The 12,237-nt window shown below is 71.0% G+C and carries 9 protein-coding genes; 2 read left to right on the forward strand and 7 right to left on the reverse strand.

Annotated elements, in window-relative coordinates:
• Positions 1 to 403: 403 nt before the first annotated feature.
• Positions 404 to 1,420 (reverse strand): LacI family DNA-binding transcriptional regulator, encoded by a 1,017-nt coding sequence (locus AB0I22_RS15895; RefSeq protein WP_363131353.1) that lies wholly within the window; start codon positions 1,418 to 1,420, stop codon positions 404 to 406.
• 411 nt (positions 1,421 to 1,831) lie between these two features.
• Here AB0I22_RS15895 and AB0I22_RS15900 point away from each other — a divergent pair, with 411 nt between their 5' ends.
• Positions 1,832 to 3,166, forward strand: coding sequence for an MFS transporter (locus AB0I22_RS15900; protein ID WP_363131354.1), 1,335 nt, complete (start codon positions 1,832 to 1,834; stop codon positions 3,164 to 3,166).
• Positions 3,167 to 3,647: 481 nt separating this feature from the next.
• Complete coding sequence (locus AB0I22_RS15905) at positions 3,648 to 4,331, forward strand: GntR family transcriptional regulator (RefSeq protein WP_363131355.1); 684 nt, start codon at positions 3,648 to 3,650, stop codon at positions 4,329 to 4,331.
• On the opposite strand, the gene AB0I22_RS15910 is transcribed toward AB0I22_RS15905, so the two are convergent.
• From AB0I22_RS15910 to AB0I22_RS15935, 6 genes are all read right to left on the reverse strand, one after another.
• Positions 4,270 to 4,965, reverse strand: coding sequence for an SRPBCC family protein (locus AB0I22_RS15910; protein ID WP_363131356.1), 696 nt, complete (start codon positions 4,963 to 4,965; stop codon positions 4,270 to 4,272). The genes AB0I22_RS15905 and AB0I22_RS15910 overlap by 62 nt on opposite strands.
• A 3-nt stretch (positions 4,966 to 4,968) precedes the next feature.
• Positions 4,969 to 5,601, reverse strand: coding sequence for a (2Fe-2S)-binding protein (locus tag AB0I22_RS15915; RefSeq protein ID WP_363131357.1), 633 nt, complete (start codon positions 5,599 to 5,601; stop codon positions 4,969 to 4,971).
• Entirely contained in the window at positions 5,594 to 6,469 is an 876-nt protein-coding gene (locus AB0I22_RS15920) for an FAD binding domain-containing protein (protein WP_363131358.1), read from the reverse strand. The genes AB0I22_RS15915 and AB0I22_RS15920 overlap by 8 nt, the downstream gene beginning before the upstream one ends.
• Positions 6,466 to 8,859, reverse strand: a complete 2,394-nt coding sequence (locus AB0I22_RS15925) for a xanthine dehydrogenase family protein molybdopterin-binding subunit (RefSeq protein ID WP_363131359.1) — start codon at positions 8,857 to 8,859, stop codon at positions 6,466 to 6,468. The genes AB0I22_RS15920 and AB0I22_RS15925 overlap by 4 nt, the downstream gene beginning before the upstream one ends.
• Positions 8,860 to 9,557: 698 nt before the next feature.
• Positions 9,558 to 10,286 (reverse strand): SDR family NAD(P)-dependent oxidoreductase, encoded by a 729-nt coding sequence (locus AB0I22_RS15930; RefSeq protein ID WP_363131360.1) that lies wholly within the window; start codon positions 10,284 to 10,286, stop codon positions 9,558 to 9,560.
• A complete protein-coding gene (locus tag AB0I22_RS15935) occupies positions 10,283 to 11,875 on the reverse strand; it encodes an FAD-dependent oxidoreductase (protein ID WP_363131361.1) in 1,593 nt (530 codons plus the stop codon). Before AB0I22_RS15935 ends, AB0I22_RS15930 begins: the two co-directional genes overlap by 4 nt.
• Positions 11,876 to 12,237 lie beyond the last annotated feature (362 nt).

Consider the following 12,237-nt stretch of genomic DNA (forward strand, 5'->3'; position numbering starts at 1 on the left):
ACGGCGCGAGCGCCCGACTCGCGCGCAAGGCGAGGCACGTGCGAGACGAACGGGCGGGCAAAGCCAGGGGCAGCGTTACGTCAGGTGCGGATTGAGCGTCGGACAAGCTCGGCACGCAGCCCCAGGAGCCCATGCCCGACAGATTCCAACGGCCCGCTCAGGCGCGTACGGGATGTCCGCGACGCGCGGCCCGCCCCCTCCCGAGCCGGACCGGCTCACTCAGCAGCCACGCCCGCCTGCCCAAGCCGACCTCCGGCACCGGCACCGAAGGACACCGACGACGAAGCAAACGGAGTCAACAGCAGCATCCGAGGCGGGCGACGCGGAGCCGACGAGGCGCGAGGCGGGACACTCGGCGTGGTCGCCTGGACGAGCAGCGGTGTCCGGGGCGGCGCGCCCGGAATCAGTGGCTCGCGGGCGGGGCGCTGGACTCGCGGACCACCATGACGGGGGCCGGCGTCGCGATGCTCTCGTGCCGGGCCTGCTCGTTGTTCATCTGGCTCAGCAGAAGCGTCACCGCCCTGGCACCGAGTTCGAAGAGCGGCAGCTTCACCACCGTGAGCCGGGGACGGAGGAAGTCCGCGACGAAGACGTCGTGGAGACCGACGAGCGAGACATCGTCGGGCACCCGCACCCCCATGTCGTGCGCCGCGCTGAGCGCGCCGACGGCGGAGAGGACGTTCGCGGCGAACACGGCCGTGGGGAGTGCGGGGGCCGAGAGCAGTTCGCTCATGCCCCGGTATCCCTCCTCGGCGGTGTGGCCGCCGCGGAAGACGAGCGACGCCGGCGCTGCCAGCCCGGCGGCCGTGAGCGCGTCGGCCCATCCCTTGCGCCGCCGGGCCGCACGGCTCCGGGGGCCGTCGACGTGGAGCAGACCGATACGCTCGTGGCCGAGTCCGACGAGGTGGGAGACGGCCAGGTGGGCCGCCGTGTAGTCGTCGACGGCCACGCTGCCGATGGCGCCCCGCGTGTGGTCGTTGAGCAGTACGGTCGGCACCTCGCCGGACGCGATCTTCGAGACCAGCGAGTCGGCGGCGTTGCCCGCCCGCTGGAGGAGCAGCCCGTCGATCGCGCCGCCGGAGACGAACCGCTGGAACATCTCGTCGTCCGTCGCCAGCGCGTCGACGTCGGAGAGCATGAGGGCGTAGCCCGCGTTCCTCGCCTCGGCCTGGGCGCCGGCGATGATCTCGCTGTAGACGGGGTTGCTCGCGTCGTGCACGGCCAGGCCGATGACGCCGACCCTGGACTTGCGCAGTGCGCGCGCCGCGTAGTTCGGCGTGTATCCGAGCTCGGCCGCCGCGGCCCTGACCCGCTGCTTCGTCTCGTCCCGTGCGCGGAGCGTGTCGTCGCCGTTGAGCAGCCGGGACACGACCCCGACCGACACTCCTGCCCGCTTCGCTACATCGGCGAGAGTGGCCATCGCGTGCATTCCTCCCCAAGGCTGATGCACACACTAACTTGATCGCCGCCGCGCCCACACCGGAGGCGTCCCGGCCCCCGCGACAGCGCACAGCACCTGAGCCCGACCCCTCGTCCACGCCGCCGCGCGAAGCCCCCGGGAAGACGGTCGGGAAGACGGTTTCTCGGGGGCCGCCTGGCCGCCGCCGCCCGCCACGACGGCCCCGTCGGCTCGCCCGAGCAGGGAGGAAGCGCCCGGGCCGGCCCCGATGCACAGGCCGCAACACTGCTTGACGGCATATGGTCCGACGCTTACGTTGACTTTGGTAAAACGTCATACCAGATCGTGCGACGACCTGGTTCCGAGCGTCGAGCGACCGGCATCCGCACCCCGCGCGATAGTGGCGCCCGTCTGACTGTCAAAGGAGACCCGGTGGAGACAAAGGGGTCCGGCACGACCAGGACCGTCGCCGCGGCTGCCATCGGCAACTTCGTGGAGTGGTACGACTTCGCCATCTACGGGTACTTCTCGCCCGTTCTCGCCAAGACGTTCTTCCCCGATTCCGACGGGCTGACCGGCCTGCTCGCCACGCTGGCCATCTTCGGCGCGGCGTTCGTCCTCCGTCCGGTGGGCGCGGTGGTCTTCGGTCACCTCGGCGACAAACGGGGACGGCAATGGGTACTGTCCGTCGTCATCCTCACCATGTCGGGTGCGACGACGCTGATCGGCGCGCTGCCCTCGTTCGCCTCGGTCGGGCTTCTCGCACCGGTCCTGCTCACCGTGCTGCGCCTCGTCCAGGGGTTCTCGGCGGGCGGCGAGTTCGGCGGCGCCGCCTCGCTGCTGTTCGAGCACGCCCCGGCCCGGCGGCGCGGCCTGTTCGGGTCCACCCAGGCCGCGAGCATCGCCGTGGCGCTCGCCCTCTCCGCGGGCCTCGGCACGGCCCTCACGAGCTGGATGAGCCACGACTTCCTCTACTCGACGGGCTGGCGCATCCCCTTCCTGCTGGGCCTCCCCCTCGGCATCGGCGGCTGGTACATCCGGCGGCACGTCGAGGAGACCCCCGCCTTCACCGCCATGCGGGAACAGGGCGAGGTCGCCGACAGCCCGGTGAAGGAGGTCTTCCGCAGCCACTGGCGCATGATCATCGCGGGCACCGCGGCCATCGTGTCCTGGACCGCGGGCGGCTACGTCACGCTCCAGTTCCTGCCCGCCTTCTTCGACGGCGTACTCGGACGCAGCCTGACCAAGGGCCTGACCGCCTCGCTCGTCGGGCTGACCGCCTACGCCGGGTTCATCGTGCTCGGCGGATGGCTCTCCGACCGTGTCGCACGCTGGAAGGTCATGACGACCGGCGCCGTCGGCCTGACCGTACTCGCCGTGCCCTGCTACCAACTCCTCATCCGGGGAGGGGCGTTCGACATCGGGCTCTCGGTCGTCCTCTTCGCGGCCTTCCTCGGACTCACCGCCGGCCCGACGCCGGCGATGCTCTCCGAACTCACCGCGGGCAACGTCCGCAATTCGTACCTGTCGATCGTCTACTCCATCGCGAACGCCGCGTTCGGCGGGTTCGCGCCGTACATCGTCACCGCCCTCATCGATTCGAGCGGCGACCGCCTCTCCCCGGCGTACTACCTCATCGGGCTGGAGGCCCTGGCGGTCGCCGGACTCGCGGGCATCGCCGTCCACCTTCGCAACCGTGCGCGACGACAGCCGGAGGCGGCCCCGAAGACGGAACCGGCGGGCGCGAGCGCCGGCGCGGGCACGTAGAAACCCCGGATCCTCGCGGAGGCGGGGCTTCGCGCGACAGCCCTCCTCCCACACATGCGTGGCCTGACACCGGGGTCTTCCCGGCGCCAGGCCGCGCAAGCGGTCGCCGCGCGGCCGAGGGGTCCGCCTCGATGCCGGCTTCTACACCGCGCCCGGCCAAGGTCAGGAAGGGCAGTTTCCCCCTGTCCCAAGTGGGCCGAGCGTCCCGAGCGGCAGGCGGCCGTGGCGCTGGAGCGCGCCGTTCCCGGTGAGGTGCGTTCGGGCGAGCGTTCGGGCGGGCCTGGCAGTACGGCCGGCAGGGTGCGGCGGCACCCGGGGGCGGGCCTCGCCGCCTCACTGGGCTATCTTGCGGGACGGGACGCGAAGGCGGTCTCCAGCACCGTGGCCTGCGGCACTGTCGGTTCCCGCGCCGCCGCGGCTCCCGTACCGTCGCCGTTCCCGTACCGTCGCGGTTCCCGTACCGAGGATGAGGAGGTCCGCCGTGGCAGACGGCCGTGGGGCGGAGTCGACAGCGGCCCAGCGTGCCTATGCCGAGATCGCCGAGCGCATGGCCTCGGGAGAGCTGCGCCCCGGGATCTGGCTGCGGGAGGAATCCCTGGCCGCCTCGATGGGGATCAGCCGTACGCCCGTACGCGAGGCGTTGCGCAAGCTCCACTCCGAGGGGCTGGTCCGGATCGAGCGTCACCGGGGCGCGCAGGTCGTGGCCTGGAGTTCCGAGCAGGTGGCGGAGATCTACGGGCTGCGCACCGTGATCGAGGGGTATGTGGCGGCGGTGGCCGCCCAGAAGATCGGGCCGGAGGATCTGGCCGCGCTCGAAGCGAACCTCGCCGAGTACGAGCAGGCGATCGCGGAGGGCGGCCGCGCGGGCAGGCAACGGGCCGTCGGGTTGAACAACGACTTCCACGCGATGCTGCTGGCGGCCACCGGCAACGACGGTCTCGTCCATCTGCTCACGGGTGTGCTCGGGCTGCCGCTGGTGCGCCGTACGTTCCTGCAGTACACAGAGCGCGACCTCGCGCGCAGCGCTGAGCACCACAGGGAACTCGTCGAGGCGCTGCGCCGCGGGGACGCGGTCTCAGCCGAGATGATCATGAAGGTGCATCTCAGGGCTGCCCAGCAGTCGGTGCTGGAACGGCAGGAGCACGACGCCCACGCAGACGGTTGACGAGCCACGCCGACAGCGCGCCGGTCACGAACGCCCCGGCCACCGGCGCGTAGCGGCGGAAGACGGGCCACACGAAGGCCAGGGCGTTCAGCTCCGCACCGTCCGGCCCCGCACCGCCCTGTTCGGCGGGAGCGGAGGTCGCTGCCGAACCCTGCGGCCGCTGCCCGGAGGCGGCGGCCGGCTGCTCCTCGGCGGCCAGCATCGCTTCGAGATTCGCCGCGAACTGCCCGATCAGCCGCGCCCCCACATCCGCCATCGCACTGCGCCCGAACTGGGCCACCTTGCCGGTGATCTGAAGCTGGGTTGCCACCGAGACGCGAGTACTGGCGCTGCCTTCGGGTGTCAGGTCGACGGTGACGACGGCTTCGGCCGACCCCTTTCCGCTGCTCTCGCTGCCGCCGGCGTCGAGCACCATGCGCCGCTTGTCCGCGTCGCGCTCGCGGAAGGCCGCCGTGCCTCCGTAGCTGACCTTGATCGGTCCGACTTTGACGGTCACCGTCCCTTCGTAGGAGCCGTCGTCCTTGGGGAGCACGCTCGCGCCCGGCATGCAGGGGGCGATCCTCGGCACGTCGGTCAGCAGGGCCCAGGCTTCTTCGGGCGCGGCCGAAACGACGAAATTATTGGTGAACTCCATGCTCTACTCCTCGTGGTGCCGGTGGGCGGCCGTCACGTCGTTCCGGTGGGAAGCCGCCGTGTCGTTCCGGTGAGCGGCCGTCGCGTCGTTCCCGTCGGCGGCCGTCGCGTCGTTCCCGTCGGCGGCCGTCGCGTCGTGCCAGTCAGTGGCCGCCGCCGCGTCCTCGGCCGCGATGCCGCTCTCCACCGCCTCCCCGACGGCGTTGACGATGCCGTTGTAACCCGTGCAGCGGCAGAGGTTGCCGGACATGGCGACGCCGATCTCCTCCCGGGTGAGCGGCTGCCGCGCGCAGACGAGATGGTGTCCGGACAGGAGCATCCCGGGTGTGCAGAAGCCGCACTGGAGTGCGCCGTTCCGGGAGAAGGCGTCCCGCAGCCTGTCCGCGTCGGGGCCTTCCAGGCCCTCGACCGTGACCACTTCACCGCCTTCGCAGGCCCCGGCCAGGGTGAGGCAGGCGCGCGTCGGCAGCCCGTCCACCGTGACGGTGCAGGCCCCGCACACCCCCTGCTCGCAGCCCAAATGCAGTCCAGTCAGATCGAGTTGGTCGCGCAGCAGATCGGCCAAGGTGGTACGGCCGGCCGTACGCACCGTGTGAGGGCGGCCGTTGACAGTCAGGTGAACGGTGATCTCATGCATCCGGTGTCATCTCCTCCGCGGCCCGCAGCGCACGGTGGACCGTGACCGCGTGCAGTTGCAGCGCGTACCGCGCGGTGGGATCGAGGTCCGACAGGTCCTGGCCCGTGTCCTGTGCGAGGGGCGCCACGAGGCGGGCGGGCTCCAGGTCGGCTGATGTTCCGCCGCGGACGGCCGCTTCGGTGGTGCTCAGCCGCAGCGGGCGGTCGGTCGCCGCGCCGAGCCACAGCTCGATGTCCTGCCACGGCCCGTCCGTGTCCCGTTCGCCGAGGGCGACGCCCAGCGACTCCGCGAACTCGCCGGGCTTGCGGCACATCTTGTACATGCCCCAACGCGTCGAAGCGGCGAGGCGCCGCACCTCCACCTCGGTGATCAGCTCATCGGGTTCCAGCGCGGTGGTGAAGAAGCCGAGCAGGAGCTCCCGTACGGGCACGGCGCGCGTGCCGCGTACGGAGCGGGTGTGCACGGTGGCGTCCAGGGCGGACATGACCGTGGGCCACTCGGCGGAGGAGTCGCTGTGCGCGAGGCTGCCTCCCACGGTGCCGCGGTTGCGGATCGCCGGGTAGCCGATGCCGGCGGCGGCGTACGGCAGCAGGCCGCGGGTGACGTCCGGCACGAGCTCGTGCTCGAACCTCATGTGTGTGGTGGTCGCGCCGTAACGGGCGCCGGAGGACGTCTCCCGGCTGGTGCGCAGCGCATCGACGCCGGTGAGGTCGATCAGCGTCGCCGGCTCGGCCAGCCGCATGTTCATGATGGGGACGAGACTCTGGCCGCCGGCGATGACCTTGCCGTCGTCACCGGCGCCGGCGAGCAGTTCGACCGCCTCGTCCAGGGTGGTGGGCCGGTGGTAGCGGAAGTCCGGCGCCTTCATCGGGCCGCCTCCAGCGTCGCGCCTGCCTCGGCGGCCGGCCGGCCTGCCTGGAGCGCCGTCCACACCCGCTCCGGGGTCATGGGGGTCTCGTTGACCTCCGTGCCGAACTCGCGCAGCGCGTCCCGTACGGCGTTGGCGATGGCGGCGGGCGGCGCGATGGCCCCGCCCTCGCCCGCGCCCTTGACGCCGAACGTCGTGTGCGGGGACGGCGTCGACATGTGCTCGATCCTGATCCGCGGCACCTCGGTGGGCCCCGGCAGCAGATAGTCCAGGAAACTCGTCGACTTCGGCTGCCCGTCGGCGTCGTGCACGATCTCCTCCAGGAGGGCGTTGCCGATGCCCTGGGCAACGCCGCCGAGGATCTGGCCGTCGACGATGAGGGGGTTCACCACCGTGCCGCAGTCCTCGACCACCGCGTAGTCGAGGAGCCGTACGTGTCCGGTGTCCAGGTCGACCTCCACCACGGCCGCCTGCGTGGCGTAGGTGAACGCGCCGGTCTGCACGTCCGGCCGGTAGTGGCAGGTGACTTCCAGGCCCGCCTCGACACCCGGTACGTGGTCGGGGGTGAAGAGGAACTCCTTGGCCAGCCGCGCGTAGCCGACCGAACCCTTCTTCCCCACCACGGCGTGGTCGCTCAGGATCAGGTCCTCGACGGGCTCCTCCAGGAGTACGGCGCCGATCCGCAGGACCTTCTCCGCGAGCGCCTGGGCGGCCCGGTGCGTGGCTCCGCCCGACATCACCATGGAGCGGGAGGCGAAGGTGCCGTCGCCGCGCGGGGTGACCGCCGTGTCGCCGTGCAGCACGGTGACCCGGTCGGGCTCGATGTCGAAGGTCTCGCTGACGACCTGCGAGAGGGTGGTCTCCAGGCCCTGCCCATGGCTCTTGATCCCGACGCTCAGGACGAAGCTCCCGGTGGCGTCCATGGCCAGCCGGGCGCCTTCGGTGCCGATGGTGACGGCCAGCCCGCGGGTGGCCCATTCGATGCAGCCGTGCGCGGTCTGCTCGGTGAAGGAGGCGTAACCGACCCCGATGCGCCGACGGGCCGTGGCGGGCAGGGCCTGTTGTCGCGCGCGCCACGTGTCGTGCCCGATGAGGGCGGTGGCGCGGCGTACGGCTTCGGGGTAGTCGCCGCTGTCGTAGACCTTGTTCGCGACGGAGGTGAAGGGCATGTCCGCGCTGCGCACCATGTTCTTGATGCGCATCTCGTACGGTTCCATGCCCAGCGCGAGGGCGAGTTCGTCGATGGTGCGCTCGATGGAGAAGGCGGCGGAGGGCCGGGCGACGCCGCGGTAGGGGCCCGAAGGGGTCTTGTTGCTGGCCAGGCTCCGGGTGCGGAAGCGGTAGTTCGGCAGCCGGTAGGGCCCGGGGATCATCGCCGAGGCCATGGTGGCGTCCATCGTCGCCGTCCACGGGTGCACCGAGTACGCCCCGCTGTTGACGAGAATGTCCGCGTCCACTCCCAGCAGCGTTCCGTCGGCCGCCGCGTACGCGGTGACCCGGTGCCGGTGGTCACGGGCCTGCGTGGAGGCGACCTGGGCCTCCCAGCGGTCCTCCACCCAGCGCACCGGATGGTCGACCTGGGTCGCGATGGCGGCGAGCGCGATCTCCTCCGGGTAGACGGAGCACTTGCTCCCGAACCCGCCTCCCATGTCGGGGGCGATCACCCGCACCCGCCGCGCCTGCATGCCGAGTTGGAGCGCGATCATGTCGCGGATCATGTGCGGCGTCTGCGTCGAGGACCACACCACGAGTTCGTCGGCCGACCGGTTGTAGTGCGCGATCACCCCTCTGGTCTCCAGCGGCACGACGGTCTGCCGGTTCATCGTGTACTCGCGGGTGATGGTGACCGCCGCCTCGCGGGCCGCCGCGTCCACGTCGCCCACTTCGCCGGAGGTGGTGGCGAAGACGTTGTCCGGCCAGTCCTCGTGCACCCTCGGCGCACCGGGCGCCAGGGCCGCGTCGAAGCCGGCCACGGCGGGGAGCGCTTCGAGGTCCACCCTGACCCGGCCCGCCACATCCTCCGCCTCCGCCCGGGTGCCGGCGACGGCCAGGGCGACCGGCTCGCCGACGTAACGCACCTTCCCCGACGCCAGGTTGGGCAGCGGCGCCTCACGAAACCCCTCCAGCGTCGAGGTCGCCGTCAGGGGTTCGGCGAAGGGCGCGAGCCGCTCGGCGGTCCACACCGCCTCACGGTCCTCCTCCGGGACGGAGACCGCGCGGATGCGTCCGTGCGCGGCCTGGCTCCGTACGAACGCGACCTCGCGCAGCCCGGGAAGCCGCATGTCGGCGATGAAGCAGCCCCGGCCCGCCATGTGGCGGGAGTCCTCCCGGCGAGGCTCCCGCGCCCCGACCCCGTGCCGCCGTTCCGGAACGATCCTCTCGGTACTCATCAGGCTCACCTCACTCGTAGTGGGCTGCCGCTCGGCCCTGCCACGGCTGCCGTACGACCAAGACCGTATACAAAAGCAGCGAGATGAACAACGGTAGCCCGCATATCGCGACAGCGGCCCCACCGGCGCTCTACGGCGCAGCGGGCCTCAGCGCGGAGCCTCTACGACACCGCCTGCCACATCCGGCCCCACCTCACCCAGCCTCCTCTCTAGTGCCTAACTACCCTTATTTCAGAGGCGGTAGAACACTACTCCTGACGCCCTGACAGCACATCAGGGCCCATCCAATCCCGGTGGGCACGAAGAACCCCACCCGCTCCCCCACGGACAGAATCGACGACATTCCGGCTCCGCGCGGTCGCCGCCATCCCTACTCGTCGGGGCCAGCATGCCGCAAGTTGTATACGACTCTGCGTAACGAGCCTCCAAGGAGCACTCAACAGAAGGTGTTGATGGTCCGGAAGACATGGCGGCGGGCCAGATACGGCAGACGCGACGACCCCGCGCGGATGACCAGGCCGGGACGGCGGGCCCGCGGGCGTACCGCCCGAGGGGGCTCGGCCCGACCGGCCCGCTCCCCGGGACCGGCGGGCAACCACGACCACCCGGCAGCAAGTCGCCTCACCAGCCCCCGCCCCCTGCCTCTGCCGGGGCGGGGTCGTCCGGGGACAACCCGTCCCCCATCGGCGGCGGACAGGTCAGCCCACGTCGTACGCGCGTTTCGCGAGGGCATCCGCGGCCGTGTAGCCACCGTCCACCGTGATGTCCGTGCCCGTGACGAAGCGAGCGCCGTCGGTGAGGAGGAACGCCACGACCGAGGCGATATCGTCCGGGAAACCGTTGCGCCGCAGCGGAGTCAGCCCGGCTGCTTCCACTGGTGCGTCGCCGTCGATGTTGCAGGGCGATACGGCGTTGACACGGATCCCGGACGGCCCGAGCACGTTGGCGAGACTTTTCGTCAGGTTGGTGAGCGCGGCCTTGCTCGCCGAGTAGGCGAGTGACGTGAAGGAGCCCGTCGTTCCCGCCGTGCTGGAGATGTTGACGATGGAACCGCCGGGCGGCATGGCGGGGGCCAGCGCTGTCGCGGTGGCCAGTGGGCCCCGGGCGTTGACGTCCAGCACCCTGTCCCAGGAGTCCAGACTGGACTCCCAGGGCGTGAACGCGATCACCCCGGCGTTGTTCACGATCCCGTGGAAGGGGCCGGTAGCGGCCAGTCGGCCGAGCGTGGCCGCTGCTCCCTCTCGGTCGAGGTGATCGAGGTGGACCATCTCCTCGACGCCGAGGGTGAGGAGTTCCTCCGCGTCGGCCGCGCCGGTGTTGTACGTGCCGACGACCGTCGCTCCGCGGCGGACCAGGTCGAGCGCGATGCCCCGGCCGATATCCTTCGACGCTCCGGTGACCAGGACACGCTTGTCCGTGAGCGTCACGCGTCCGCCTCCGATGTCACTCGATGCGGCTGCCGTCCATGAGCGGCGGCCAGGGAGTGGGCCAGTCGCCGTGCGAGAGCCAGGCTGGTGAGCGAAGGGTTGGCGGCGCCCATACGGGGAAAGGTCGCCGGCCCGCAGGCGTAGAGGCAGGGGATGGCGGCGAACGCGTGGCCGTCGTCGAGTACGTCGCCCAGCGGCAACGTGCACCCCTCGTGATCCTCGGTACCCAGCGGGCTCGACCAGGTGAAGGGCCCTTCGGACGTCTGAGCGCCGAACGACTCCGGCAGCACGAACGCGTTGGTGCGCACCGGACGGTCGAAGTCGTCGAAAACCAGGGGCGTGGCGGTGAGGCCGAACTCGGCGGCCAGTCGGCGCCACACCTGGTCCAGCACCTGGCGCTGACGTCCGATGACGTCCCGGTCGGCCGGGGCCGGAGCCGCCGTGACCGTCGTGCGCCATGGGTACTCGCCGGTCGGCTCGCACGCAACGTAACTACCGGTCCCGGGCAGCTGCTCCCCGGTGAGCCGCACGTCGAAGACCAGGACGCCGGGTTCGGGCCTTTCGACCGTGATGAACAGGTTCGACCGATCGGCATCCTCGCACGCGGTCACGTACGAGCCGGGCGCGATGTCCGCCGGGCCATGGGGTGCTCCGCCGTCGGCATCGCCCCCGGCGTCGCGCACACGCAGGAAGAAGCCCTGGACGATGTGGTCGGTGAGCCCGTTCAGCCGGGCCGGGCGGCCGGGGTCGGCCGCGCACAGCGCCTGGATGGCCAGCCTGCTGCTCTCGATGGTCCCGGCGGCCAGGACCACCGAGTCCGCGGAGATCCGGCGGGTCCTCGGGGTCGGGCCGCCGTCCCGGACGAGGACGCCGCGGGCCCGCCCGTCCTCGATGTCGGCCGAGAGGACTTCGGTGCCGCACAGGAACCGGACGCCGCTCGGACCGTCCAGCGCGGCGCCCGTTACCGGATGGCGCCAATGGTCCAGCGGGGAGTAGGCGTACCAGCGGCCCTCGTCGCCGAACCGGGTTTCGGCCTGCGGGGTGCGTGCAAGACGGAAATCCCCGAGCTTCAGCAGCGGTTGCTGCGCATCGAGTCGGTTGGGGTCCACTCCGAGGTCCGCCGCGACCTGTTCGTAGAGCGGTCCGCCACCCCGCCACGCGACGCGCAGATCTGTCACGACCGGCTCCGGCCAGTCGGCCAGCGCCCAGTCCTCGACCGGCAGCGACGCGCCGTACCAGTACAGCGAACGTCCGCCAAGACGCTTGCGCAGACCAGCGTTGACGGTGTAATGCGGGGCGGATTCCGATGTCCAACAACGTTGGAAGTGCGGATCGGCGGCGGGATCGAGGAAGGTGCGCAGCGCTTGCTCGTTCCGGTGCGCCGAGTTGATGTGCAGCAGGTCCTGTGCGGGGCCGGCTTCGATGACCAGGATGTCGTCGACACCGAGAGCGGCCAGCTGCCGGGCCGCTTCGAGGCCGGCGAGCCCGCCGCCGACGATCGCTACGCGGCAGTGCGGTTCATCGGTGTCCGAACCCGTGACGGGCCACTGCCATGCGGCAAGGCCGGGGGAAGGATCAGCTGTCGACACGTTGGGGCTCCCTTGTCTTCGTCGAGTCCGCTGGACACGCAAGGTCTGGTGATCGCTGCTGGTGATCGTTGTCGGTGAGCTTCGCTGCTGTCGGAAGCAGGGGCTTTCCGGTGTCGCGCCGGACCGTATGACAGCCGGACTGTGTGACAGCCTGACCGTGTAGCGGCCGGACCTCTCTCCTCGGCATCTGCGTGGGCGCCTCCCGGGCGCGGTGGCATCACCTCCAGGTCATCCATTCGACAGGGGGACGCCATTACGCCGGGCCCAAAGGCCGGTGATCCGCTTGTAGGACCGCTTAGGACATAACGCGATTGACGAGAATGGCACCGCACCAGAGGATTCCAGTAATGTAACTCTGGATC

This window comes from Streptomyces sp. NPDC050610 (genome assembly GCF_040654875.1).
GTDB lineage: Bacteria > Actinomycetota > Actinomycetes > Streptomycetales > Streptomycetaceae > Streptomyces.

Excerpts from the sequence above, each read along its gene's own strand:
- AB0I22_RS15895 (WP_363131353.1), bottom strand. The coding sequence starts at position 1,420 with ATGGCCACTCTCGCCGATGTAGCGAAGCGGGCAGGAGTGTCGGTCGGG.
- AB0I22_RS15910 (WP_363131356.1), bottom strand. The coding sequence starts at position 4,965 with ATGGAGTTCACCAATAATTTCGTCGTTTCGGCCGCGCCCGAAGAAGCC.
- AB0I22_RS15915 (WP_363131357.1), bottom strand. The coding sequence starts at position 5,601 with ATGCATGAGATCACCGTTCACCTGACTGTCAACGGCCGCCCTCACACG.
- AB0I22_RS15920 (WP_363131358.1), bottom strand. The coding sequence starts at position 6,469 with ATGAAGGCGCCGGACTTCCGCTACCACCGGCCCACCACCCTGGACGAG.
- AB0I22_RS15925 (WP_363131359.1), bottom strand. The coding sequence starts at position 8,859 with ATGAGTACCGAGAGGATCGTTCCGGAACGGCGGCACGGGGTCGGGGCG.